We start from the raw sequence: 21505 nt of genomic DNA, 5'->3' as shown, positions 1-21505 counted from the left end.
TGCCACAGTTTCTCACACGATGAACGCAGGACTCACAGCCCGACTCGATCGCATCTCGACAGGGGGGCGATACCTCGTCGTCCCGATGGACCACGGTATCACACTCGGCCCTGTAAAGGGCCTCGTAGACCTCGAATCGACAGTTGACTCGATCACGCGCGGCGGCGCGGACGCCGTCCTCACGCAGAAAGGCGTCGCACCGCGCGTCCACGGAAACAAGAACGGGAAAGGCTACATCGTCCACCTCAACGGCTCGACGGTCATCGGTCCCGACGAAGAGGACAAACGGCGGACGGGCTCGGTCGAAGAAGCGCTCCGCGCGGGTGCGGACGCGGTCTCCTTCCACATCAACATCGGCAGCGATCACGAGCCCGATCAGCTGACCGAACTCGGCGAGCTGACCGAAACCGCCCACCAGCTCGGGATTCCGGTCCTCGCGATGAGCTACGCGCGCGGGCCGGGCGTCGACGAACACGACGCCGAGAGCCTCGCACACGCCGTCCGCATCGCCGAGGAACTCGGTGCCGACGTCGTGAAGACCGCCTACTCCGGCGACGCTGACTCCTTCGAGCGCGTCTGTGAGGCGACGCGGCTCCCCGTCGTCATCGCCGGTGGTAGCCGCGGGACTGACCGCGAGACCGCAGAGATGGTCCGCGGCGCGATGGACGCCGGCGCGGCGGGCGTCTCGATGGGGCGTTCGATCTTCCAGCACGACGACCCCGAAGCGATCACCCGGACCGTCAGCGCGATCATCCACGACGACGCCGACGTCGACGAGGCAGTCGAGGCCGGCGGCCTCGGTCTCGAAGCGTAACCGACGCCGATTACCGCCCGACGGGCGGTCGTATTCTCCTCTCCTCGCGCCCTGTAGCGACGATGGTGGTCTCACGTCGCCGTCCGGCAGCGGCCCGCTCCCGTCCGGCAGAGCGGGCCGAGCCCGCGCGTTTATCATCGTGGCGAGCCAAGCCGTGGATATGCCTACTACGCTCGAAGTACGGTGCACCGACGACGAGTGCGAGATGGATATGTTCGAGCTTCATTACACGTACGATATGCCCGACGACGTCGGCGTCGCCGACTTCGTCTGTCCGTACTGCCGCGGGAGCGAGCCCCTGGAGGCGATCGAGCTATGAGCGGCTTCAGAAAGCTCAGCGACCTCGGCGATCCCGAGCGGTTGCGCGAGATCGGCGAATCGGTCGCCGAGAACGCACTGGAACGCGTCGGCCGCAGCGTCGCGCGCGTGCAGGAGCGAAAGCCGCTGCCGTACGACCTCTTAGAGAGCGACGACGCCTACCTCGTCGTCTTCGACGCGCCGGGCGTCCGCGAGAAAGACGTGCAGGTGCGCTTCGAGAACGGCGAGGTACAGGTCCGCATCGACCGCTTCCGTGACTTCTATGAGGGCTTCGAGATGCGCTTTCCCGGACGCGGGCTCGCCTTAGACGGGGCGGCGCGGCTTCCCGAAGGGGCCGCCGTCGACGCCGAAAACGCCTCGGCGACCGTCACCGACGCGGGCACGCTCCGAATCAGACTCCCGAAGCGCGGCGACGACGCCTGAGCGCCGAGCGGCCCTTTCTCTCGCGTCTCGCGTCCTACACCGGAAGTTCCGCGTCTGAGTCGACGACGCGGTCCGGTTCCTCGGGGACGGTCCAGTCGGTCGTCAGTTCGAGCAGCTGCGCGAGCATCAGCCCGGTCGCCCCCCAGACGGTGTAGTCGCCGACGTGGAAGTAGTGAATGCGGCGGCAACCGTAGCCGGAGAACTCGCGCCGTTCGGATTCGTAGTTGTCGAGGTCGGCGAGGTCAGAGACGGCGAGCGGGACGACTTCGGCGACCTCGCGTTCGTCTGGATCGTACGCGCGGTTGGGGACTGCGGCGACGAACGGCCGTACGGAGTAGTCAGTCACCGTCAGGATGTCGTCGAGACGGCCGAAGACGGCCGCCTCCTTGGACCGCAGTCCGATCTCCTCGTCGGCCTCGCGGAGCGCTGTTGTCTGGAGCGTGCCGTCTTCGGGTTCGCGTGAGCCGCCGGGGAAACTCATCTGTCCGGGGTGCTCCCCGAGGTGGTCCGCGCGCTTCGTGAACAGGACGTGCGTTTCCCCGTCTCGTACCAGCACCGGGGCGAGGACCGCCGCCTGTTGGCCCGCCCCGCCGACCGGCTCCGGTGTATACGCCGACACCCGCGAGAGATCCATACTCGGAGTGGGGTACGAGCCGAGGGGGCTTATACTGTCGGCCGGCTCTTTATGTGAGTGAGTTACGAGTCGCCGTCGAGCGCGTCGTCGAGTCGCGCGCGGATGTCGTCGACTGCGACAGTATCGGACCACACGTCGACGTCGTACGTCACGTCGAGGAGCCGACGCATTTCGGCGTCGTCCTCCTCCGCGACGGCTCGCGCGGCCGCCGTTCTGAGGCGTTCGGCGACGGCCGCGTCGGCGGTCTCGCGGTCCACCTCGCGCGTGGGCACCTCGAGAATGTGCGGCAGGTCTTCGGCGTGCTCGGGGAGCGACGGAAAGGCGGCCGGGCCGGGCGCGAGCAGCGTCTCCCCGTCGTCCTCGTAGCGGACGAGCGCGAACGCCGCGATCGCGTCGTCGACGGCCTCGGCAACGACGTCCGCGTCGACGCTTGCCTGCCGTTTGAACGCCAGTTCTTCGAGGGCATCCTCGAGTTCGCCGGGAGCGAGCGCACCGAAGAGGTCGACGACGCCGGCGAGTTCGTCCCGCTGTAAGTCACTCGCCCGGAAATCGTCCGTCACTCGCCGCCTCCCGCGTCGATCGGTGGCGCGCTCGTCGTTCCCGGTCCAATCGCGTCTTCGAGGTCGGACGTGGCTGCGTCGAACACCGCATCCGCAGTGATCGGCGCGTCCTCCCACGCCGGGAGGCGATCGTCGCTTCCCGTCGGTTCGGTGACCGCCGCCGCGTAGCGTGTCACCTGCCGCCGCTCGTGGTCCCGGTCGAAGTGGAAGTCGTTGAACGCCGCATCCATCGCGTACTGCTCGACGAGCGTCTCTGCCGTCGTCCGATAGCGCTCTGGGAGCGTCTCGAAGTCGACGTCGATGCCGTGTTCGAGGACGCCCCGCAGGAGCGTCTCGCCGACCGATCGGCTCATCTCCGAGAGCCCGGCCGAGCCGTCGACCGCGCGATGGTCGTGTTCGTACGTGCCGAGGTCGACCTGTGCCGTTCCCTCGAACCCGGCGACGTCGAACGCGTCGCCGAGGGTTCCGACTTCGAGCCCCCACTTCCGAGGCGTCCGGATCCGGCGGGCCGTCTCGGCCGTCGCAGCGAACTCGCCCGCGAGTGCGTAGCGGAAGGAATCGAGATACTGGAGATAGGGGTCGGGGTGGGCATCGACGAGCGCGCGGACGAGCGGGACGTAGAAAAGCCGAAAGAGCCGCCCGTAGAGGCGCTGGTCCTCGACGCGCGCGTAGTAGCCCTTCGAGAAGTCGTAGCCGTTCGCCAGCGGGAACAGCAGCCGACGGACGAACGACTCGTCGTAGGTCGTCGTGTCGGCGTCGTGGACGACGACGAACTCCGCTTCGGCTGCGCGGCCGAGCGCCAGCCACACGTCGCGGCCCTTTCCGCGACCGCCAGCGAGACCGGCATCGGCGAGCAACTCCGCGAGGCGTGGGCCGTCACACCACAGCAGTTCCAGCCGTAGGTCGTACGCCGAGAGCCACTCGTGGACCGACTCGACGCGCTCGGGGGCGGCGCGGAGCGGAACGACGACCCGAGCGGGTTCCAGCCGTTCGAGCGTCTGTAACACCCGGTCTGCGGCCGCGCCCTGACAGTCGCGCTCCGTCATCGGCACGACGACCGCCGCGCGCCCGGTCGGAGCGGTCGGGAGCGGATCGGCGAGACCGTGGAGCGTCGTCACCCGCGCTTGCACGTACTCCATCGAAGCATTCTCAGGGCGGAACGAGCAAAAGCGCGGGGGTTCCGGATGCCTATCGCCCGCGCGTCGTGGGCGTCACTGCGGGAGCCGCCCCGCCTGCTGGAAGACGACCAACCCGACGACGACGACGGCGAGTCCGAGCGCGAGTTGCGTGAAGATGGCGTCGTAGGCGAGTCCCAGTTCGCGGAGCGTCCCGACGGCCGACGACCCCGTCGCCTGGACGACCATCATCCCACCGGAGTACCACGCGTACGCGCTCGCTCGCGTCTCGTCCGGTAGCGTGTCCAGCAGATAGGTGTCGATCGCCGGAAAGAGGCTGTGGATCACGTAGCCGATCACCGCCGTGAGGACGAGGATCGGGACGAGTCCCGTCGTGACTGTCAGCACGAGCACGGAGACGGTGAAGGACCCGATGATCACGAGAATGTACGGGACGCGCGGGAGCCGGTCAGTGAGCCGCCCGGAAATAAAGAAGGCGGGGACGCCAGCGGCGAAAATCACCGTGAGGAGGTTCTTCGCGGTCGCGTCGGCGAGCCCTTTCGTTTCCATATACAGCTCGTAGAAGTTGAACAGTCCCTGCCAGACGAAGCCGGTCGCGCCGACGACCACGACGCCCAAGAGCACGACGCGCCACTCCGAGCGGATCGCGCCGAGGAGGTCTCTGTCGTCGGTGCCCGCGTCGGGGAGCTCTGTCGACCGCGCGGCGAAATACAGCGCGACCGTGACGAGCGCCGCCGCGGCCGCGACGCAGACGAACACGAGCTGCCAGTCGAAGAAGAACGTCAGGATCAGCGTCACGAGCGGCGCGGCCGCGACGGCGGCGAGTTGGCTCATCATCCCGTGGACGCCGAGCGCCCAGCCGACGCGTTCGGGGTAGAGTTCGCTGACGAGCGGGTTCGCGGCGACCAGATAGACGCCCGAGGAGAGCCCCATCAGGAGCGCGCCGATGCCGACGAAAAGCACCGAGTTCGCGCTCGCGGTGAACGCCGCAGCGGTCGTGAGCACCGCGCCGGTCACGAGGATCACGCGGTGACGGGGGACACGCGTAAGCACCCAGCCGGTCGGGATCCGCGGGAGCGCGCTGCCGAGCCACGCGAGCGTCGCGATGAGCCCGGCCGTGCCCTCGCCGATCTGAAACACCGCGATGAACTCCTGCAGCAGCGGTGCGAAGACGACCCTCGCGAGGTTCACCAGGAAGAACATCGAACAGAGCGTACCGAACAGTCGGCTCCGAGACACGACCGACCCTTGCCCGTAAGGGGTGTCAACTGTTGCGATCCAGCGCCGGAGACGAGCGGATCGCGCTATACTGATCTTTTTACCTCACGCCCTCCACGTTCGAGGTGACTATGAAGACGACGCGGAAGGGGCTTCGAGACGGGGAGTTGGAGAAAGACACCTACGGGCGTCTGAACTGCGCGGAGTGCGGCGAGACGCTGAAGACCGAAAACGATCCCGACGAGGTCTACACTGTGCGGCGGTGTCCCGACTGCGAAACGGAGTGGAAGGAACTCCGGTAGACAGCGGGCGGGCGGTGAATCGGAGAGAACGGCCGCAGACAGGTGAGGGGCACGCCGTCACTCGAAGACGGCGTCGAACGCTCGCGCGCCGAGCGGCTCGAACGTGCCGGCAGCGACGTTTTCGGGGACGTGCCCCGGCGAGCTCGTGCCGACGAGCGCGGTGGTGACGCCGGGGGCGCTTCGGGCGAAGTTGATCGCTCGCTGCGCGGCGGTCTCGCCGTGTAACTCCGCGTCGACGGCTGCCGGGATCGACGACGCAAGATCACCCTGTGCGAGGGTCGCGCTCGCGACGACGTCGAGGCCGGCCGCCTGGGCGTATTCGAGCGCGCTGACGTCCCGTTCTTCTTCGGGGAGTCGGTGCGCCGCGACGGTGAACGCGTCGGCCATCGTGACGCTGAACGGGAGCTGAATCGCTTTCAGTCCGGGCTCTGCGGCGCCCACTTTCTCGGCCGCTCTCGCGGCGCGGTCGACGACCTCGGGCAACGAGAGATACGCGTCGTGATCGCGGGGCACGCGGAACGCCTCCCAGGTCGCGACGCCGTAGGCGCCGATGTCGCCCGCCTCGCGGCGACGTTCGAGGCGCTCGAAAGCCGCTTCGAGTTGCTCGTAGACCGCCTCGCGGTTCCTGACCGCCAGTTGCGTTTCGGGGTTGTGGACGTAGTAGCAATCGACCGTGTCGACGCCGAGGTTCGCGAGCGAGCGGTCCAGCAGTTCATCCAGGAAGTCGGGGGCGATCGCGTGGCTGCCGCGCGCGAGGTCGTCGACAGCGACGTGGCCGGGGCGGACGAACTCCTCGCGGACGTACGCGCCCGGATCGTCGGGACGGGAGCCATCGAACGGGACGAAGCCGCCCTTGGTCGCGACGACGACTTCCTCGCGGCCGGCGTCGGCGGCGTCGAGCGCCTCGCCGACGACGCGCTCGCTCCGCTGGTGGCGGTAGTTGATCGCGGTGTCGACGTGGTTGATGCCGGCCGAGAGCGCGTCGGTGACCGATTCGCGGTAGCGCTCGTCGTACTCGTCGGTCGGAGCCCCGAGGTACGTGCCGAGGCCGATGCTCGAAGCGACACCCGGTCCGAACCGACGGAAGTACGTCCGGGCGAAGGCGTCGCCGAACCGATCGCGGTATCCCCAGGTCCCCTGACTCGTCGCCATAGTCCAGGCAAAGGGACGCGCGGGTAAACGGGCGTCGGAAGTCGAGAGTCGGGAGCCGAAGTTCGGAACTCGGAAGTCGCCAACCGCCAACCGCCAACTGCCAACCGCCAACTGCCAGCCGTCCCACGGCGTCAGATGTCGCCGGACATCGACTCGAACAGGCGATCGCGGAGCGCGTCGCGGGGCATCGTCTCGCCGGTCTCGGTCTGGATCTGGCCGCTGTGTAAGACGAGTTGTCCGCCGCCCATCCGCGCGTGCCCGCCCGCCGAGGCGCTCTTTAGACCCGATACCGCCGAGTCGAGCGTCTGACCCATATGGACGCGATCGTCGCGTGAGCGCCCGGAGACGTGGATCGTCCCGTCCCGCTCGCCGAGGACGACGACGGCGGTGACGCCTTCGAGTTGGACCAGTTCGTCGGCCGCTTGGGGGATGGCGTCGGGATTAGAGATGCGACCGACGTCGCTGATGGCGAACGGCCCGCGGACGTCGCGGCCGGCGATCGCGCGGGCTTTCAGTTCCAGGACTTCCGTCGAGACTTCGGGGTTTGCGATCCGGTCGAGTTGATCCTCGTTGACCCCAGCGTACAGGAACCCCGCAGCGGCGAAGTCCGCGGCCGAACAGCCGGCAGTCAGCCGCTTGGTGTCGGTCAGAATACCGTAGAGCAGGCCGGTCGCGACCGTCGACGGGACGGTGTAGGCCGCGTCGACTTCGCTCGCGTGTTTGGCCGGCGGGACCGGCTTGGCGCCGACGTCCTCGAAGTACTCGGCGACGATGCTGGAGGCAGCCCCGTAGTCCGTCCGCACGTCGGTGAACTCGCCGCCGGTCCCCTCGCCGGGGTGGTGATCGACGACGGCGAATGGGAGGACGCTATCGGCCCCAGCGAAGCCTCGCGGGCGGTTGTGATCGACGAGGACCACGTGTTCGGCCGCGACGTCGCTGACGTGGGCGATCCGGTCGATGTCGATCTCCAGTACCGTCTGGAAGGCGCGGTTCTCCTGGTGGCGGACCTGCCCGGCGTACTGGACCGTCGCATCAGTTCCGACCTGTTCGGCGAGGCTCGCGACGCCGATGCCCGTCGCCATCGCGTCGGGGTCGGGATTCGGATGCAACAGCACCGCGACCTCGTCGAGTCCGGAGACCTGTTCGAGAAAGCGCGTCCCCATCGGCCGCTCGAACCGCTTGATCGCGTAGAGACCGACGAGGAGCGCGAGGAGACCGACGACGACAGCGAGGACGACAGCAGGGTAGGCCACGAAGAGCTCCCTCGCGCGACCGACGAACTCCGAACTGGCGTTCGAGGCGACGCCCGGAAGCGGGGACCACATACTCTTTGCGTCAGAGTGCATCCCTAAGAAGATTCCTTCGTTCGGCCGGGTGACGCGCTCACAGACGGGGATCTGGGGGAAATCACAATCGAACAGATCCACGGCGCGTCCCGAAACGAGCGCTAGAGTGGTTGGGGGAACCGCCGCCGAACGTGCAGTTCAGATCTCCGAAGCGTCCGTTCCGGACAGATACGCCTCGATCGCCGCGCTGTAACCCTCCCGATATGTCGGATACGCGAAGTCGTAGCCGAGTTCGCGCAGGCGCGCGTTCGAGCAGCGCTTGCTGGTCTGGATCCGCCGGCGCGCGGCCGCCGAGAGGTCCGGGTCGTCCAGTCGCTCCTCGATCGTCCGCTTCGGTGGGGCAGGTTCGTCGCACTCGGTAGCCAGCCAATCGGCGAACGCCCACTTGTCGACCGGTTCGTCGTCCACGACGAGGACGACGTCGTCGCGTGCCAGGTCGGATTCGAGGAGGAACGCGACCGCGCCCGCGGCGTCGTCGCGGTGCACCATATTCAGATATCCCTCCGTCACGGGGCCCTCTAGATAGCGATCGAGTCGGTACCGGTCGGGACCGTACAGCCCCGCAAAGCGCGCGACGGTGCCGTCGATGCCGGCCGCAGCCGTTTCCTCACGGGCGACGCGCTCGGCCGCCGCGAGGACGCGGGTCTTCTCGGTCGTCGGCTCGATCGGCGTCTCCTCGTCGACGAAGTCGCCGCCGTGGTCGCCGTAGACGCCCGTCGAGGAGGTGTAGACGAGCCGATCCGGAGGCGAGGAGCGATCGGCGTACGCCGCGATGACGTTCCGTAATCCCTCCACGTAGACGTCGCGGGCGGCATCCGCACCGCGACCGCCGGAACTGGCCGCGAAGACGACCCAGTCGGCGTCGGGGAGGGCAGCGAGCGAGTCGGCGTCGGTCGCGTCGGCGCGGACGGCGTCGAGACCCGCTTCGGCGACCGCGTCGAGTCCGGCGTCGGAGCGGCGGACGCCGGTCACCTCGTGGCCGGCCGCGTCGAGTTGCCGGCCGAGTTCGAGGCCGACGTACCCACAGCCGACGATGACGGTTCGGGCCATCAGCGTTCGTTCCGTTCGGCGAGGAACTGCTGGATCGCCGCGAGCTGTTCGAGCGTCATCGTCGTCCGGCCTTCGAGCGCCTGTTGGACCTCCTGCCCCGAGAGCCCGAGACCGACGTTTGCGGCGATCGTGTCGACGTCGACGACGCCGGTCGTCATCGCCATCAGGAGGTGATCGCGGAGTTCGAGGACGATCGCCTCGGCGTCGGGGCGGGCCTCGTCGAGTGCGAGGATTGCGGCGGCGTCTGCGACGCTCAGATCGGGCACGGTGCCGTCGGCGAGCGCCTCGACGGTGTCGACGTCGACGCCCGATTCGGCGGCTGCGGTTTCGACGCCGACGTCTGTCAGGACGGCTCTGAGCTGTGCTTCGTAGGCTTCGCGCAACGCCTCGGGAGTCAGCGTCGCCGGCTCCTCGGCCGCGTCGTAGAGCATACCGCTACTCGCCACCGCGGCGGCAAAACGGTTTCCGAACGGGGCGTGGCGGCGTCTCGGGGGCGTCGGGGTCGCACCCCGCGAAGGGGAACTGCTTAAGTCCGTCACTACCCACCCAACGAGTATGAGCCACGTATCGCCCGCAAATCGGGAGGTGCAGCCGTGAGCGTCGGCCATCGCGTCAGCTCCGATCACCAGCTCGCGCGGTTGCTCCAGATCGGGATCGTCCTCGAAGAGGTCGTCGAGGCCCGGTCGTATCACCACTATCAGTCGCTCGACGAGGGATCAGAGCTCGACGCCGAGATCGAATCGCTCTTGGAACACGCCGCCGCGGAATCCGCCGAGCATCGCGAGCGACTGGAAGCGCTCGTCGAGGAACTCGACGCCGAGAGCATCCCGTTCGACGAGATCGAAGCGCTCGTCGAAGCCCAGTACGGCAAGACAGAGCCCGAGGACTTCGACGACATCCTCTACGACCAACTGTGCAACGAGGAGACGGCGTACAAGTTCTACGACGACCTCGTCGGCGCGCTCCGGGCCTCGGAGGCGACCTTCGGGATCGACCGCGACCGACTCATCGACGTGCTCATCGAGATCCGCGAGGAGGAAGCAGACGGCGTCGAAGAAGTCACGAAAATTATGAACAAACGGCAATGAGACGAGATACGATGCGTCACGGAGGGACGGTATGAACACGGCCGACCAGTACGTCAAGGCGATCTACCTCCTCCAGCAGATGGAGAACGGCCCGGCGTCGACCGGCGCGCTCGCGGATCGCCTCGACGTCAGCCCCGCCAGCGCGAACGAGATGATCGGGAAACTCGAATCGCGAGGGCTCGCCGAACACGAGAAGTACAAGGGCGTCACGCTCACCGACGACGGGATCGTCCGCGCCCGGGATGCACTCCAGACGTACTGCATCATCGAGCGATTCCTCGCGAACGTCCTCTCCGTCGAGGAGTTCCGCGCCGAGGCACGCGAACTCGAACCGGTCATCGACGACCTCGTCGCCGAGCGCCTGGACACGATCATCGATCGAAACGCCGAGTGCCCCGACTGCTTCGACCCCGAAACGGACGCCTGTTGTCACCTCGAAGTGGCTTCTGAGGCCAACGTCGAAGCCGAAGAGCAACGCGCGGACTGACGCCGTTTTTCTCCCGGCTTATTAAGCAGGACGAAGCCCGTAGCTTCAAGATGTTCCCGACTGAGGCGTTGGATATGGATGGGACAACGGCGCTCGATCGCCTCCTGAAACTCGCGGGATTGGGGCCCCGCGAGGCGTCGGAGGCAACCGACCGAACAGCACCGTACGCGTGTTTGGGCTGTGGGGCGACGTACGACGTACAGTATCACGTCTGTCCGGAGTGCGGGGGGTACTCCGTGGAGCTACAGCAGACCGGTCTCGATCCGGATACTAACCCGGAAAGCAGACACGAACGTCGATGAGGCAGCCGACCACCGGGCGGGATCGAGGCCCGGCGAGCGCCGTCGGAACCCGATGCCTTTTCAAAGACTGCGACGTGAGTAGGAGATGCAGTCCCGTGGTGTAGTGGCCAATCATATGGGCCTTTGGAGCCCATGACGGCGGTTCGAATCCGCCCGGGACTACTCAAACTTCTGACATAATCCCCGAAACAGAGCCGTCGCTGTCTGCCGGTTCGGATCCTGGTATCTCCACCCGAACCCAGGGGGTGCGCGCCTGATGAACCCCGAGCGGCCGCTCCGTGGTGACGATCACGGCGACATCGGGCTCGAAGCCACGAAGTACTGCGGCTGTCTCAGTTGCACGGACCCAGCCGTCGCTGTGATCGAGCACCCGAAGCACGGTCTCCGGACGGTCTGTGGTGCCCACATCAACGGCCACGACGTCGACGAGTGGCTCGTCGCGCGCGACACCGACATCAACGCGGACGACCAGGAGGTGTCGGCCGATGTCTGAGGACCACGACATCACGCCGGCCGACGCCCTGCAGGTCGCCCAGCGAGCCCTCGCGAAGGTCAACGACCTCGAAAGCGAACTCGAAACGCTCCGTGCGGATCACGAGGACGCGGTCAAGGAGCTGACGAAGCTTCGGCTGTGGACCTCGGAGTTCGAGACCGACCGCACGTACGAGTCGCTGGGGAAGGACGCGAAGATCGGGATGGTCCGCGAACACGCCTTCGAGCGCGCACTCGACAACGGAGGGCGCGGGAAGATCGACTACAAGGACGTCAAGTGGGGCGTGTTCAACGGCGAACCCGGCGCCTCGCACTGCTATAACTTGCTCCGGTGGGCGGCCGGCGAGGACGAAGCAGCCCAGCGCGACATCCGCAGCGGCACCGTCGGCTTCCGCTACCGCAACCCCGACTCGGGGAACATCCACCTTGCCGTCGACGCCGATCTCGCCAAACGCGAGTCCAGTCTTTTCGCCCAGAAAAAAGACGCTCAGGAGTCGGGGGTGATCTGAGCGTGTTCTCACGGTGCGGGAAACCACCTCCGCTTGAATTGAGCTAAAATTACGTTGTATAGCCGCTGTAAGCATCGGTTCGCTAGCTGCAGGTACGTCGTCTCCGGCGTCGTCTCGGCGTCGGTCGCGGCGGTCCGAAACGGCTGCGAACCGATTTTTCTGCCCAAAAAGACCGCACCCGATCCGATGCACGACACTCACGACGCACACGGCGCACAGGCGATGGACGAGATGACAGAACAGTTCATCCGGTTCTACCGGAAGTACTACCGCGACGAGCTGGGGCGGCTCGCCCAGCGGTACCCAAGCGAGCAGCGCGCACTCCGCATCGACTACAGCGACCTCGTCCAGTTCGAGGCCGAACTCGCGGAGGGATGGCTCGACACCCCGGAGCAGATGCACGAGTACGCGGACGCGGCGCTGCACAACGTCGACCTTCCGGCGGACGTCTCGCTCACGCGCGATGACGCTCCGCCTGCAGAGGTGCGGCTCACGAACCTGCCCGAGGACCGCGAGTACTACCCCGGCGGCTACTCACCCTCGGATGCTCCGGGCGAGTACGTCGCGATCCGCGGCGAGATCGCGATGGCGACCGACACGTACCCGAAGATCGTCGACGCGGCTTTCGAGTGCCAGCGCTGCGGGACGATGACCTACATCCCACAGGACGACGGCTACCAGGAACCCCACGAGTGCCAGGGCTGCGAGCGCCAGGGGCCATTCCACATCGACTTCGACCAGTCAGTCTTCGTCGACGCCCAGTCACTCCGCGTCCAGGAGCCTCCGAGCGTCGCCGGTGGTGAGGGGGCGACCGTGGACGTCTTCGTCGAGGAAGATCTGGCCGGCCGCGCGGACACGGGCGACGAAGTCGTATTCTACGGGACGCTGCACCTCCGGCAAGTCGACCAGGACGACACGAAGTTCACGACCTACCTGGACGCCCGCGCCGTCCAGTTCGAGGAGTCCTCCTCGGAGGACCTCGACATCACAACGGAGGAACGCCAGCGGATCCGCGACCTCGCCGCCGGCGCCGAAGGCGACCCACTGCAAGTGGCTGCGGATGCCCTGGTGCCGAAGATCCACGGCTACGAGCACGTCAAGAAGGCGGCCATCCTGCAGCTCGTCGGCGGCGAGCACGTCGAGTACGCCAACGGCGCGACCGACCGCGGCGACATCCACCTGCTCGCGATCGGCGATCCCTCGACTGGCAAATCGGAGATCGTCGACGCAGTCGAGCGCGTCGCCCCACGTGCGGCGGCGGTCTCCGCCTCGAACACTGGAAAGGCCGGGATGACGGCGTCCGCTGTTCGCGATGACTTCGGCGACGGCGAGTGGACGCTCAAGCCCGGTGCGTTCGCGAAGGCCAACGGCGGGATGGTCTGCGTCGAGGAACTCGACGACCTCGAAGCCGAAAAGCGCGCGGCGATGCTCGAACCAATGTCGAAACAGTCGATCGCCGTCTCGAAAGCCGGGATCAACACGAAACTGCAGACGCGCGTGGGCGTGATCGCCGCGGCGAACCCCAAGCACGGCCGGTTCGATCCCTACGAACCCGTCGCCGAGCAGTTCGTGTTCGGCTCGGCGATGCTCTCGCGATTCGACCTGATCTTCACGTTCACCGACGAGCCCAATCCCGATTCGGATACGATCGTCGCCGGCCACATCGCGGGCCACCGCCGGGAGGGGAAGCTCCAGATGCGTGAGGGCCAGCCCGCCGGCGCCGACGCCGGATCTGAGACCGACACGAGCATCGATCACGACCTCCTGCGGAAGTGGGTCGCGCTCGCGTCCCGGTCGGACCCACCAATCTCCGACGAGACGGCGCTCGAAGACGCGCAGGAGACGTTCGTCAGCCTCCGCGGGGCGAACGGCTACGACGAGAACGACCCGGTCCCGGTGACGTGGCGCTCGTGGGAGGCCGTCCTCCGAATCGCCGAGGCCGCCGCGAAGTTCGAGTTCTCGGCAACGATCGAGGCACGGCACTTCGAGACGGCGACGCAGTTGGTCGGCCAGTCGATGCAGGACATCGGGAAGAACGAAGACGGCGAGCTCGACGCCGACGTCGTCGAGACGGGCACCTCGAAGCCCCAGGCCGAGCGCAAGAAGACGCTCAAGGAGATTCTCAAAGAAGAGGCCGGCGGCACCGAAGCCGAGATCGATCGAATCGTCGACGTGGCGGCCGACCACGGCATCTCCGAGCAAGAGGTCAATGAGGAGATCCAGACGTTCCGTGACAGTGGCTGGGTGATCGAGCCCCGGGCGAATCAGACAGTCAAGTGGGTGGGTGAGTTCTGATGTCGAGCACAGAAGGGCATCCAGCGGATGGCGGCCCGTGGTGGTGCCCGTCGTGTGGTCGCGTCACCGTGACGAACTACCGCTGCTCGAACTGGGACTGTGCGGTCGACCTCACTGAGGAGACGCTGGAGGCGCTATGACGGCCAAGCGCGCGCTTCCGCCCGAAGGATCCGAACGCGCCTATCGCATCATACTCGGGATGCTCCACAAGAATACGGGCCACGGCAGCCCGGTCACAATGTCGGCATCGCATCTGTGGAACACGGTCCGGCACGCCTCACTCTCGAAAGGCGACGCCAAGACGGCGCTGCAGGCTGCGCGGGAGAACGGCGACGTCCACCGCTGGCAAGATGGTGAGGGCCAGATCCGCTACGCCCTAGCTGCCGATGGCGTCGACGAACTGCCCGATACCGAAATGCCGATCTACACGAGCGAGGACGTCGACGCGCTCAAGGCCGTGATCGACGTCGAGGTCTCGCGCCCCGACGACGAACTCGACCAGAACGTGATCGGCTGGGCGAACACGCATCTGCAGGCGATCAAGGAGGGTTCCGATGGCGACCTGTAACGTCGAGGGCTGCTCCGACCGCGCGGTCGCGGCGATCGTCGGCGAGGATGGCTACGCGACCGCCTACCGCTGTCGGGACTGTCTCGTACTCGACCTCGATCTCGGAGGTGGCCACACCGATGAGTAATCACAAGTACTCAACTGACAGCAGCGACCGCACCACGACAACGTGGGAAACCGACACCGAGCACACGTTGTACGAGTGGACGACAAAGCCATTCGTCGGCCACCGACACTGCCACGAGGAAGTTGAGTGCCGGATCCGGATCGAGTACTACGACGATTTCGGGGCGGACATCCGCTGGGAGGCACAAAGCGACGACACTGCGAAGTTCCCCGATTCGTGGGGTCTGGTCGAGGCCGTCGAAATCCGCGAATACGGTGCTCGACATACGCGGCACGAACGCGCGAGGTGGCTGTGATGAGCCAGCGCACGAGGTACCGCAAGGAGCTCAACGAGTGGGTGCTGGGCCCAGACGACGGTGATCACTACGCCATCGGTGTCGAGCCACCGCTGAACCGCGACGACGTCTACTGCCGTCTCGACGTGAAAGGCCGTACCTGGGGCGGCTCCTCGCGGCAGGTCGCCACCCGCGACGACGCGATCGCGTGGCTCCACGAGAAGCTGGCCGAACTCGAACAGAAGGCGCTCGACGACAAGCCTCGCGGGAGCGTCTCACGCTACCCAGAACCGCCGAAACCGTCGAACACACGGTACGTTGTGCACCCCGACTACGAGGGCGAGATCGGCCCGCGCGAGGTGTGGGGTGACGCCACGCTGTCGTCGTTCGGCGTCGAGACGACATCGCGGTACGCGGACACGCCGTGGTACGAGACTCGTGACGCCTACCAGGAGTGGCTCGCCCCGCTGCGAGAGTCGCCGGGCGACCGCGTCTGTCGCGTCTTCGCCCAGGATCTGACCGAGATGGCCTACTGGTGGGCGATGGCTGGCGAGGACGAACTCTACTGGATCCGCTACCGTCCGCGCTCCGATCGGCTCGCAGTCCAGACGACGTCGTGGACGTCCGCGACGCGACGGGCTGGCGGCATCGGTCTCACAAACGCCCCGCCAGCGGACGTCCGCCTCTTCGACATCAAGGAGACGCCGCTCGCACACGGAGTGACCGAGGACGACATCCGGACGTGGATCGACGCCCACGACGTCGAGGCACTGACAAAGGCCGAAGCGAACCAAGTCGACACAGGGGACGAGATGCCTACTCGCTACGGAGGTCACCAATGACTGACGCGGTCCTCGACGACGTGCCAGCGAGCGCGAAGTTCGTCCACTACGTCCTCGAGGAGGCCGATCGCCCACTCACTACATCAGAACTCGCCGACCGAACAGGGCTCCCAGAACGAACGATTCGTGAAGCAATCGACCGCCTTCGCGACCGCAATATCGTCGAGACACGCGCTCCGAGCCCGCGGAATCCGAATGCGCCGCTCCACGACATATCACCCTTCCAGTAGTATTAAATATCCAATTCGAAATGGAGCAGTATGGGATCAGACGCAGTTACGTTTCTCTCGATTCCGCCGCGAAAGGCTGTACAGCTCATTTCAGAGAATGCGTACTATTCAGTCATCGTCGAGGGCGGCCCCCACACGTGGGAGATCTACTGGGACAAAGGCAACGACCGTATACTCTCGAACAGTAAGAAGCTCCGAGCGACGCTTGAACGCCACAAATTTACTGAACAGGTTGTCCAAACGAATTCGACCCGCGTTGAGTCCGGTACGGTCGGGACCAAGATGACGTGGGATAGCGGGAACTCGTGGGTGAAAGAACCTGTCGAAGACTACGAAATTCGGTAGGGCACGGGAGTCTTATAGAGTCGCGTGCCCTCTGAGGTTCTCTCCGAAGAACCACATATCCACTCTTCAACGGAAATTACGAAAATGTCCAAATACATTTTTCACACATCGAACAGAATATATGCCTCAATTTGCTGGATTCTGGTATGAGTGTGGGTGGTCCGAGTGGACGGGTTCAGTATTCGTACGATCGCGGCGATACAGCCCCGAGTATAGCTCTTATTGAAGCCATAGCTGATGCAGAAGGCATCGAGGCCACTGACTTGTCCGACAAGACGGGAATGCAGCTGGGCGACTACGTCGACCTTGACGCGGTTGACAATCTCGAGACCGCAGAAAGCAACGTCACTATTGCACTCCACATAGGCGAATACGGCATACAGATTGACGGTGAGGAAGTTATTATCGAATCACAGACCTCCGAAGAGTAACTGAATCGTTCTCTTTCGCCGATGGTCGTGGCTCGATTCGTTACCGTCTCCTTGCCACCCCCACCGTGGGGCCGGCGAGAACCGCCGGACTGCGAGCGCTTTTCGCGTAGCAACCACATCACTCGATAACTCCTCTTCAGACGGTCGTGACCACCCGAGAGTTGGGGCCCGCGGCCCCCTCTCTGTCCTGCCCGCCATCTCCTCAGTTACTCGTGCATCCAGCATACCAAGAGCACGTCCTGAACGCACCGGATATCTGTCGCAACTGCCTCCGCGTCGTGCGCGAAGAACGCCACCCACACGAACCCCGCCGGTCGGACGTCTCCGTCCAGGAGTCGCAGTGGAGCCGCCGCAAGGACACCACCGAGGTCGCGTTCGGCCCTGCCGACACAGCCTCCGGCCAGAAGGGCATCTTCTGCGAATGTGGCGTCGAGGGCTCGTTTGTCCGCGTGTGGGACGACGTCGACGTCGATCGCGAGCGCTTCCGGACGCTGCTGAAGCGACTCATCCAGACGTTTGAGCACAAAGGCGTCAGCATTCACCGGAAAGCCACTGTGGCACACGCGCTGGATGCCTTCGAGCGACTTCCAGTGGAAATGGAGGGCCCACACCGCCCAGACACGAGCGTCGACGAAGCCCTCTCGGAGGGCGTCCGCTACGGGCTGGCCCGCGCGGAAGTACAGTCGCGATCGCGATCGACCGCGAATCCGGCGCCCACTGCCTAACGATGTCTTCGTCTCGCCCACACACGCCCGGCACCCGAGTGATCGTGCCGCACACGCACCGCCCACTCCTGGGCCGCATCGTCGACGCCGAGATGCGACCGACGTTCGCAGACCCGGGCCGGACAATCCTCACCGTCGAAGCCGACGACCTCGAGGAGACCGTCCGCGTGCTCGCCCAGGATGCCGAGGTGGTCGCAGACACCGACACCGAGGCCGGCACCGGCGAGCCCGCCACTGACACGAGAGATGTACTATGACGACGACGAGACCCACCCGACCGTGGTACGCCCCAGACGCACTGATCGACGACTACAAAAACAGCCTCCGGGATGGCGGTGATCTCAGAATGTATCGCTCGCTCAAGGTCATTCGTGGGATCATCGTCAATCTCGGCATCATCGGGTTAGCGATCTATGCACTCATCCAGGGCGCGGAGCCGACGATCATCGGCACGTTTGCACTGCTGACACTCGCCGGCTACAACGGGCTCGAGATGTCCGACTACGCGGCCCTCGTACAGGCCTACACTGAGATCCAACGTGAAGGCGGCACAGATAGCAGCGATGACTGACGAGAACACCACCGACACCACCGACAACGCCGACAACGCCGACGCCACGACGGAGTCCACCCGGACGCGGTGGGACTTCACGAACGACGTCCTTGCATTCATCCTGGTCATCTCCGTGCCAGCACTCGCGACCCTCGACGCAACGACGCACGCCTCGCTCGCCCAGCTCCCAACGAACCTGCTGCTCACGTGGCTGCTGCTCGCGACGATCGCGACGGCGTGGGCCTTCGGCGGCGCCGCAGTGAAAGCTGCCTCGCAACTCCGCTCGGGATCCTGAGATGGCCTGGGAGTGTCACGCCCGCGTCGCCGACGACTGCGTCAGCGAGGACCTCTGGGATCCGCCGTACTACGACCCCGACGGGATGCCGATCTGCATACGATGCGCGGTCGCCCTCGGAATGCACGACCCCGAGACGAACACACCGACCTACGCGAGCGACGATGAGTGACCGCACGAATATCTCACTGAACGAGCGGGCCTACGACGCGCTTGATGACGCGAAACGTGCGGACGAGTCGTTCTCGGATGTCGTCCTCCGACTCACCGACGGGTCGATGAACCACACGCAAAACACACGCATCGACGCCGAACAAGCGGAGGAGATCGCGCGGATGGCTGGCCGATTCGCCGGCGACGAGGTCGAAGGCCGCCTCGCACGCCGATGAGGGTGTCGCACACGCACACCACGGACTCGTAGCTCAGCCTGGGAGAGCGCCGCCCTGAAGAGGCGGTCCTGCCCCGGTTCGAATCCGGGCGAGTCCATTCGACGTCTCTATCGAACTGACATACCGCTCACCGCGTCGCTGGCGTCGCTCTCACCGGCCACGCGGCCTACTTAAAGTATAAATCAACCCCCCGACGCAACGCGACACACCGCTATCGATGTCTACACGCGACCGCCGAGTCACGCTCGCCCTCAAGTGGCACCATCTCGACAATCTCTCAGCCCGAGAGGTCCGGGACCGCTTCGAGAGCGAGGGCATCGGCGACTACACCGTCTCGACGATCCGAGACTACCTCAGCGAGGAGCCGGCCGACGCCGTCCTCGAACAGATCGAGAACGAGCACGCCAACGTCCGGCTGCAGTCAGCCGAGCGCTACGAGCGGCTCTACCAGCGGGCCCGCGAGGCCGAACAGAACGCAACCACCGACGAACCGATCACGGCGATGGTCCCGCAGATGCGGACAGTCTCCCAAAGCGAGGAACCGCTGCGCGTCGCCGACTGGGAGCGCGCCCCGCCAGGGGACGATCGCCGACCGGAGTGGGCCGACGAGCACGACGTCGTTGTTGTCTTCGTCGACGACGCTCGCCACCTCGAGGCCGGCGACGAGTATCCTGCCGGCGCCCGCCGTGGCGGCTACCCGGCACGTCCTGGAACACTGCCGGAGTTCCGCAAGGCGACGATCGGTGTCGAACGCGACGAACCCGATCCGAAGGGCCGGGCGATGGCCCGCTCCGAACAGGCGAAGTACCAACGCGAGAAGGGCGACGTCCTCGGGATCTACTCGACAGACATCAATATGAACGTCGACGGCGAGCTCGAGACGACCGTCGAACTCGATTCGGCGACAGCGGCCGCGATCCGGGAGGCCGACCTCGGGGAGGACGTCACCGATGAGTAGTACGCCCTCTTCGTCGTCTGCTTCTACGTCTTCTGAGGCCGGCGACACCGAGGCGGTCGACCTCTCGCTGGCGGAGATCCGCGCGGCCTACAACCCCTTCGAGCACGGCTGTTGGCTCGACTTCGCGAACAAACTCACGCAGGGGTATATGGACGACGAGTACGACGACTGGGCGCCACTGACCGACCACCACGGCCAGTGGCTCCGACACCTCGCCGGCGATGCCGACGTCGACGGCGACCTCGCGCTGCTGTGTCACCGGGACGGCCTCAAGACGACCATCATCACGGCCTTCGCCGTCGCCTGCCTCGAATACCTGGATGGCTATCGCGTCATCTGGGCGATGAACACCCAAGAGCAGGCCTTCGAGAAGGCCGACCGCGAACTCAACAAGTTCATCGAGCGGAACCCGTGGCTCACGAGCCTGAACAAACCCCGATCTACGGACTCGAAGAAGACCAAAGAGTTCGCGAACGGATCCAGCCTGACGACGGGCTGGCTGAAAGGCGCGATTGAGGGCGCCCGAGCCCACCTGCTGATCCTCGACGACATCATCAAAGAGCAGGGTGACGGCTCGACGCAGGGCGTCCTCAACTGGGTCGACGGCGTCGCCCAGCCGATGGTCAAAGACGAGGGCCGGACGGTCCTCGTGGGCACACGAAAACGCTCTGACGACATCTACAACCACTACCGCAACTACGAGGGCTACGCCCTTCGGGAGTTCCCCGCGATCCTCGATGCGTGGGACCAGGAGTTCCGTGGAGACGACGACTGGCAGGCCCGCCGACCCGACCCCGACTACTACACGGAAGTCGCAAACCCCTGGCGCGAGGGTGAGTCTCTCCGGGTCTTGTGGCCCGAAGCGCGAGGCCCCGAGTGGCTGGCCAACAAGCGCTCGAAGATGGCCGACTACCTCTTCTGGCGTGAGTACACGCTCACGATCCAGGGCGCCAGCGGCAACCTAATCGAGCCCGCGGACGTCGATCGCGCCGTCTCGGATGGCGGCTGTTCGATCCGCGATCGCTCACCACCAACGAAATATCGCGCTGGCGAGGGCGAGGCGATCGTCGTCGGGCACGACCCCGCGATGTCGCCCACCGGCGACGACGCCGCGTTCGTAGTGCAGCTGCTCCGGCGCTCCGGCGAGCGCGTGATCCTCGATGCCCACGCCGAGCAGGGGATGTCGCCCTCTGGCGTGAAAGCCCAGCTCCAAGAGTACGATCGGCGGTACGATCCCGCCCTGATCGTGATCGAGGACAACGGAATGCAGCAATACATCGTCGAGGACGCCATCGAGTTCTCGCCAGCACTGCGCGCAAAGGTGACCGGACTGTCGACGACGTCGTCGAAACACTCCTGGGAGAACGGCATTCCTCGGCTCCGGACGCTCGTCGAGAACGGTGGGATACAGTTCTACCGTGGGCACGGGTCCACCGAAGACTGGATCCAGGCGGCGACGTCGCTCGAACTCGCCGACGGCAAACTGAAAGGCCACACGCCGGACCTGATCGCGGCGTGGTATATGGCCGAGCAGGGGCTGCGGCGCTTCGAGTACCGCGATGGCAGTGGCGGTGGTGGGACAGACGACACAGACGGCGATACGTCAGGGATTAGCTACGTATGAGTAGAGAGTCGTAGAAGG

Annotated in this window: 34 protein-coding genes and 2 tRNA genes; 28 read left to right on the top strand and 8 right to left on the bottom strand. The window is 65.7% G+C overall.

Going from position 1 to position 21505, the window contains the following annotated elements; genetic code table 11:
- Window positions 1-19 precede the first annotated feature (19 nt).
- The 3 genes from RBH22_RS01510 to RBH22_RS01500 all read left to right on the top strand — a co-directional run bounded on the left by RBH22_RS01510 (window position 20) and on the right by RBH22_RS01500 (window position 1555).
- A complete protein-coding gene (locus tag RBH22_RS01510; RefSeq protein ID WP_306676332.1) occupies window positions 20-814 on the top strand; it encodes a 2-amino-3,7-dideoxy-D-threo-hept-6-ulosonate synthase in 795 nt (264 codons plus the stop codon).
- A gap of 160 nt (window positions 815-974) precedes the next feature.
- Window positions 975-1133: a hypothetical protein gene (locus RBH22_RS01505; RefSeq protein ID WP_199722980.1), complete on the top strand. Its 159-nt coding sequence runs from the start codon at window positions 975-977 to the stop codon at window positions 1131-1133.
- Window positions 1130-1555, top strand: coding sequence for an Hsp20/alpha crystallin family protein (locus RBH22_RS01500; RefSeq protein WP_256546536.1), 426 nt, complete (start codon window positions 1130-1132; stop codon window positions 1553-1555). The genes RBH22_RS01505 and RBH22_RS01500 overlap by 4 nt, the downstream gene beginning before the upstream one ends.
- A gap of 34 nt (window positions 1556-1589) precedes the next feature.
- Here the strand turns inward: RBH22_RS01500 and RBH22_RS01495 are convergent, their stop codons facing one another.
- The 4 genes from RBH22_RS01495 to RBH22_RS01480 all read right to left on the bottom strand — a co-directional run bounded on the left by RBH22_RS01495 (window position 1590) and on the right by RBH22_RS01480 (window position 5088).
- Complete coding sequence (locus tag RBH22_RS01495; RefSeq protein ID WP_256546535.1) at window positions 1590-2189, bottom strand: CoA pyrophosphatase; 600 nt, start codon at window positions 2187-2189, stop codon at window positions 1590-1592.
- 62 nt (window positions 2190-2251) lie between these two features.
- The gene (locus tag RBH22_RS01490; protein ID WP_306676331.1) at window positions 2252-2749 is read right to left on the bottom strand and encodes a hypothetical protein; all 498 of its coding nucleotides are present in this window, start codon (window positions 2747-2749) and stop codon (window positions 2252-2254) included.
- Complete coding sequence (locus RBH22_RS01485) at window positions 2746-3888, bottom strand: glycosyl transferase family 2 (protein ID WP_306676329.1); 1143 nt, start codon at window positions 3886-3888, stop codon at window positions 2746-2748. Before RBH22_RS01485 ends, RBH22_RS01490 begins: the two co-directional genes overlap by 4 nt.
- Window positions 3889-3960: 72 nt before the next feature.
- The gene (locus RBH22_RS01480) at window positions 3961-5088 is read right to left on the bottom strand and encodes an MFS transporter (RefSeq protein WP_306676728.1); all 1128 of its coding nucleotides are present in this window, start codon (window positions 5086-5088) and stop codon (window positions 3961-3963) included.
- A 146-nt stretch (window positions 5089-5234) separates the two neighbouring features.
- Between RBH22_RS01480 and RBH22_RS01475 the strand changes: the two genes are divergently transcribed.
- Window positions 5235-5405 carry an HVO_0758 family zinc finger protein gene (locus RBH22_RS01475; RefSeq protein WP_199722979.1) on the top strand — a complete coding sequence of 57 codons (171 nt, stop codon included), beginning with the start codon at window positions 5235-5237 and terminating at the stop codon, window positions 5403-5405.
- Between the two features lie 57 nt (window positions 5406-5462).
- Here RBH22_RS01475 and RBH22_RS01470 read toward each other — a convergent pair whose 3' ends face one another.
- The 4 genes from RBH22_RS01470 to RBH22_RS01455 form a co-directional block, all read right to left on the bottom strand.
- Window positions 5463-6557 (bottom strand): aldo/keto reductase, encoded by a 1095-nt coding sequence (locus RBH22_RS01470; RefSeq protein WP_306676328.1) that lies wholly within the window; start codon window positions 6555-6557, stop codon window positions 5463-5465.
- 131 nt (window positions 6558-6688) lie between these two features.
- A complete protein-coding gene (locus RBH22_RS01465; protein ID WP_306676327.1) occupies window positions 6689-7984 on the bottom strand; it encodes a DHHA1 domain-containing protein in 1296 nt (431 codons plus the stop codon).
- A gap of 57 nt (window positions 7985-8041) precedes the next feature.
- Window positions 8042-8953 (bottom strand): NAD(P)H-binding protein, encoded by a 912-nt coding sequence (locus RBH22_RS01460; RefSeq protein WP_306676326.1) that lies wholly within the window; start codon window positions 8951-8953, stop codon window positions 8042-8044.
- On the bottom strand, window positions 8953-9384 hold the full coding sequence (locus RBH22_RS01455; protein ID WP_256546529.1) for a DUF5791 family protein: 432 nt from the start codon (window positions 9382-9384) through the stop codon (window positions 8953-8955). Before RBH22_RS01455 ends, RBH22_RS01460 begins: the two co-directional genes overlap by 1 nt.
- Before the next feature lie 162 nt (window positions 9385-9546).
- On the opposite strand from RBH22_RS01455, the gene RBH22_RS01450 reads away from it, so the two are divergent.
- The 24 genes from RBH22_RS01450 (at window position 9547) to RBH22_RS01335 (ending at window position 21487) form a co-directional block, all read left to right on the top strand.
- The gene (locus tag RBH22_RS01450) at window positions 9547-10041 is read left to right on the top strand and encodes a ferritin-like domain-containing protein (RefSeq protein ID WP_121567972.1); all 495 of its coding nucleotides are present in this window, start codon (window positions 9547-9549) and stop codon (window positions 10039-10041) included.
- Between the two features lie 31 nt (window positions 10042-10072).
- On the top strand, window positions 10073-10528 hold the full coding sequence (locus RBH22_RS01445; protein ID WP_121567970.1) for a metal-dependent transcriptional regulator: 456 nt from the start codon (window positions 10073-10075) through the stop codon (window positions 10526-10528).
- Window positions 10529-10602: 74 nt separating this feature from the next.
- Complete coding sequence (locus RBH22_RS01440; RefSeq protein ID WP_306676325.1) at window positions 10603-10830, top strand: hypothetical protein; 228 nt, start codon at window positions 10603-10605, stop codon at window positions 10828-10830.
- Between the two features lie 89 nt (window positions 10831-10919).
- Window positions 10920-10992: transfer RNA gene (locus RBH22_RS01435), tRNA-Gln, on the top strand.
- Window positions 10993-11086: 94 nt separating this feature from the next.
- A complete protein-coding gene (locus RBH22_RS01430) occupies window positions 11087-11323 on the top strand; it encodes a hypothetical protein (RefSeq protein WP_306676324.1) in 237 nt (78 codons plus the stop codon).
- Window positions 11316-11831 carry a hypothetical protein gene (locus RBH22_RS01425; protein ID WP_306676323.1) on the top strand — a complete coding sequence of 172 codons (516 nt, stop codon included), beginning with the start codon at window positions 11316-11318 and terminating at the stop codon, window positions 11829-11831. The genes RBH22_RS01430 and RBH22_RS01425 overlap by 8 nt, the downstream gene beginning before the upstream one ends.
- A 186-nt stretch (window positions 11832-12017) precedes the next feature.
- Window positions 12018-14126, top strand: a complete 2109-nt coding sequence (locus RBH22_RS01420) for a minichromosome maintenance protein MCM (protein WP_306676322.1) — start codon at window positions 12018-12020, stop codon at window positions 14124-14126.
- The gene (locus RBH22_RS01415; protein ID WP_306676321.1) at window positions 14126-14266 is read left to right on the top strand and encodes a hypothetical protein; all 141 of its coding nucleotides are present in this window, start codon (window positions 14126-14128) and stop codon (window positions 14264-14266) included. Before RBH22_RS01420 ends, RBH22_RS01415 begins: the two co-directional genes overlap by 1 nt.
- Window positions 14263-14694 carry a hypothetical protein gene (locus RBH22_RS01410; RefSeq protein ID WP_306676320.1) on the top strand — a complete coding sequence of 144 codons (432 nt, stop codon included), beginning with the start codon at window positions 14263-14265 and terminating at the stop codon, window positions 14692-14694. Before RBH22_RS01415 ends, RBH22_RS01410 begins: the two co-directional genes overlap by 4 nt.
- Complete coding sequence (locus RBH22_RS01405) at window positions 14681-14821, top strand: hypothetical protein (protein ID WP_306676319.1); 141 nt, start codon at window positions 14681-14683, stop codon at window positions 14819-14821. Before RBH22_RS01410 ends, RBH22_RS01405 begins: the two co-directional genes overlap by 14 nt.
- Window positions 14814-15116, top strand: a complete 303-nt coding sequence (locus tag RBH22_RS01400; protein ID WP_306676318.1) for a hypothetical protein — start codon at window positions 14814-14816, stop codon at window positions 15114-15116. The genes RBH22_RS01405 and RBH22_RS01400 overlap by 8 nt, the downstream gene beginning before the upstream one ends.
- Complete coding sequence (locus tag RBH22_RS01395; RefSeq protein ID WP_306676317.1) at window positions 15116-15937, top strand: hypothetical protein; 822 nt, start codon at window positions 15116-15118, stop codon at window positions 15935-15937. Before RBH22_RS01400 ends, RBH22_RS01395 begins: the two co-directional genes overlap by 1 nt.
- A complete protein-coding gene (locus tag RBH22_RS01390) occupies window positions 15934-16167 on the top strand; it encodes a winged helix-turn-helix domain-containing protein (RefSeq protein WP_306676316.1) in 234 nt (77 codons plus the stop codon). The genes RBH22_RS01395 and RBH22_RS01390 overlap by 4 nt, the downstream gene beginning before the upstream one ends.
- 30 nt (window positions 16168-16197) lie before the next feature.
- Window positions 16198-16512 carry a hypothetical protein gene (locus RBH22_RS01385; RefSeq protein ID WP_306676315.1) on the top strand — a complete coding sequence of 105 codons (315 nt, stop codon included), beginning with the start codon at window positions 16198-16200 and terminating at the stop codon, window positions 16510-16512.
- A 146-nt stretch (window positions 16513-16658) separates the two neighbouring features.
- Window positions 16659-16943, top strand: coding sequence for a HalOD1 output domain-containing protein (locus RBH22_RS01380; protein ID WP_306676314.1), 285 nt, complete (start codon window positions 16659-16661; stop codon window positions 16941-16943).
- A 212-nt stretch (window positions 16944-17155) separates the two neighbouring features.
- Window positions 17156-17668 (top strand): peptide ABC transporter substrate-binding protein, encoded by a 513-nt coding sequence (locus RBH22_RS01375; RefSeq protein ID WP_306676313.1) that lies wholly within the window; start codon window positions 17156-17158, stop codon window positions 17666-17668.
- A gap of 2 nt (window positions 17669-17670) precedes the next feature.
- Complete coding sequence (locus RBH22_RS01370) at window positions 17671-17925, top strand: hypothetical protein (protein WP_306676312.1); 255 nt, start codon at window positions 17671-17673, stop codon at window positions 17923-17925.
- Complete coding sequence (locus RBH22_RS01365; protein ID WP_306676311.1) at window positions 17922-18239, top strand: hypothetical protein; 318 nt, start codon at window positions 17922-17924, stop codon at window positions 18237-18239. Before RBH22_RS01370 ends, RBH22_RS01365 begins: the two co-directional genes overlap by 4 nt.
- A complete protein-coding gene (locus RBH22_RS01360) occupies window positions 18232-18516 on the top strand; it encodes a hypothetical protein (RefSeq protein WP_306676309.1) in 285 nt (94 codons plus the stop codon). Before RBH22_RS01365 ends, RBH22_RS01360 begins: the two co-directional genes overlap by 8 nt.
- Before the next feature lies 1 nt (window position 18517).
- Window positions 18518-18688: a hypothetical protein gene (locus RBH22_RS01355; protein WP_306676308.1), complete on the top strand. Its 171-nt coding sequence runs from the start codon at window positions 18518-18520 to the stop codon at window positions 18686-18688.
- Window positions 18681-18905: an antitoxin VapB family protein gene (locus RBH22_RS01350; protein WP_306676307.1), complete on the top strand. Its 225-nt coding sequence runs from the start codon at window positions 18681-18683 to the stop codon at window positions 18903-18905. Before RBH22_RS01355 ends, RBH22_RS01350 begins: the two co-directional genes overlap by 8 nt.
- Window positions 18906-18927: 22 nt before the next feature.
- Window positions 18928-19002: transfer RNA gene (locus RBH22_RS01345), tRNA-Phe, on the top strand.
- Between the two features lie 120 nt (window positions 19003-19122).
- On the top strand, window positions 19123-19863 hold the full coding sequence (locus tag RBH22_RS01340) for a hypothetical protein (RefSeq protein ID WP_306676306.1): 741 nt from the start codon (window positions 19123-19125) through the stop codon (window positions 19861-19863).
- Window positions 19856-21487, top strand: a complete 1632-nt coding sequence (locus tag RBH22_RS01335) for a hypothetical protein (protein ID WP_306676305.1) — start codon at window positions 19856-19858, stop codon at window positions 21485-21487. Before RBH22_RS01340 ends, RBH22_RS01335 begins: the two co-directional genes overlap by 8 nt.
- Window positions 21488-21505: the final 18 nt, after the last annotated feature.

The sequence above is a fragment of the Halobellus sp. H-GB7 genome, assembly GCF_030848585.1.
Lineage (GTDB): Archaea > Halobacteriota > Halobacteria > Halobacteriales > Haloferacaceae > Haloquadratum > Haloquadratum inordinatus.
Note: the sequence above shows the minus strand (reverse complement) of the source record. Positions and strands in the feature narration are given on the sequence as shown.

Coding starts and splice junctions, on each gene's coding strand:
- RBH22_RS01510 (WP_306676332.1), top strand. CDS start 20: ATGAACGCAGGACTCACAGCCCGACTCGATCGCATCTCGACAGGGGGG.
- RBH22_RS01505 (WP_199722980.1), top strand. CDS start 975: ATGCCTACTACGCTCGAAGTACGGTGCACCGACGACGAGTGCGAGATG.
- RBH22_RS01500 (WP_256546536.1), top strand. CDS start 1,130: ATGAGCGGCTTCAGAAAGCTCAGCGACCTCGGCGATCCCGAGCGGTTG.
- RBH22_RS01495 (WP_256546535.1), bottom strand. CDS start 2,189: ATGGATCTCTCGCGGGTGTCGGCGTATACACCGGAGCCGGTCGGCGGG.
- RBH22_RS01485 (WP_306676329.1), bottom strand. CDS start 3,888: ATGGAGTACGTGCAAGCGCGGGTGACGACGCTCCACGGTCTCGCCGAT.
- RBH22_RS01480 (WP_306676728.1), bottom strand. CDS start 5,088: ATGTTCTTCCTGGTGAACCTCGCGAGGGTCGTCTTCGCACCGCTGCTG.
- RBH22_RS01475 (WP_199722979.1), top strand. CDS start 5,235: ATGAAGACGACGCGGAAGGGGCTTCGAGACGGGGAGTTGGAGAAAGAC.
- RBH22_RS01470 (WP_306676328.1), bottom strand. CDS start 6,557: ATGGCGACGAGTCAGGGGACCTGGGGATACCGCGATCGGTTCGGCGAC.
- RBH22_RS01460 (WP_306676326.1), bottom strand. CDS start 8,953: ATGGCCCGAACCGTCATCGTCGGCTGTGGGTACGTCGGCCTCGAACTC.
- RBH22_RS01455 (WP_256546529.1), bottom strand. CDS start 9,384: ATGCTCTACGACGCGGCCGAGGAGCCGGCGACGCTGACTCCCGAGGCG.
- RBH22_RS01445 (WP_121567970.1), top strand. CDS start 10,073: ATGAACACGGCCGACCAGTACGTCAAGGCGATCTACCTCCTCCAGCAG.
- RBH22_RS01440 (WP_306676325.1), top strand. CDS start 10,603: ATGGATGGGACAACGGCGCTCGATCGCCTCCTGAAACTCGCGGGATTG.
- RBH22_RS01430 (WP_306676324.1), top strand. CDS start 11,087: ATGAACCCCGAGCGGCCGCTCCGTGGTGACGATCACGGCGACATCGGG.
- RBH22_RS01425 (WP_306676323.1), top strand. CDS start 11,316: ATGTCTGAGGACCACGACATCACGCCGGCCGACGCCCTGCAGGTCGCC.
- RBH22_RS01420 (WP_306676322.1), top strand. CDS start 12,018: ATGCACGACACTCACGACGCACACGGCGCACAGGCGATGGACGAGATG.
- RBH22_RS01415 (WP_306676321.1), top strand. CDS start 14,126: ATGTCGAGCACAGAAGGGCATCCAGCGGATGGCGGCCCGTGGTGGTGC.
- RBH22_RS01410 (WP_306676320.1), top strand. CDS start 14,263: ATGACGGCCAAGCGCGCGCTTCCGCCCGAAGGATCCGAACGCGCCTAT.
- RBH22_RS01405 (WP_306676319.1), top strand. CDS start 14,681: ATGGCGACCTGTAACGTCGAGGGCTGCTCCGACCGCGCGGTCGCGGCG.
- RBH22_RS01400 (WP_306676318.1), top strand. CDS start 14,814: ATGAGTAATCACAAGTACTCAACTGACAGCAGCGACCGCACCACGACA.
- RBH22_RS01395 (WP_306676317.1), top strand. CDS start 15,116: ATGAGCCAGCGCACGAGGTACCGCAAGGAGCTCAACGAGTGGGTGCTG.
- RBH22_RS01390 (WP_306676316.1), top strand. CDS start 15,934: ATGACTGACGCGGTCCTCGACGACGTGCCAGCGAGCGCGAAGTTCGTC.
- RBH22_RS01385 (WP_306676315.1), top strand. CDS start 16,198: ATGGGATCAGACGCAGTTACGTTTCTCTCGATTCCGCCGCGAAAGGCT.
- RBH22_RS01380 (WP_306676314.1), top strand. CDS start 16,659: ATGAGTGTGGGTGGTCCGAGTGGACGGGTTCAGTATTCGTACGATCGC.
- RBH22_RS01370 (WP_306676312.1), top strand. CDS start 17,671: ATGTCTTCGTCTCGCCCACACACGCCCGGCACCCGAGTGATCGTGCCG.
- RBH22_RS01365 (WP_306676311.1), top strand. CDS start 17,922: ATGACGACGACGAGACCCACCCGACCGTGGTACGCCCCAGACGCACTG.
- RBH22_RS01360 (WP_306676309.1), top strand. CDS start 18,232: ATGACTGACGAGAACACCACCGACACCACCGACAACGCCGACAACGCC.
- RBH22_RS01355 (WP_306676308.1), top strand. CDS start 18,518: ATGGCCTGGGAGTGTCACGCCCGCGTCGCCGACGACTGCGTCAGCGAG.
- RBH22_RS01350 (WP_306676307.1), top strand. CDS start 18,681: ATGAGTGACCGCACGAATATCTCACTGAACGAGCGGGCCTACGACGCG.
- RBH22_RS01340 (WP_306676306.1), top strand. CDS start 19,123: ATGTCTACACGCGACCGCCGAGTCACGCTCGCCCTCAAGTGGCACCAT.
- RBH22_RS01335 (WP_306676305.1), top strand. CDS start 19,856: ATGAGTAGTACGCCCTCTTCGTCGTCTGCTTCTACGTCTTCTGAGGCC.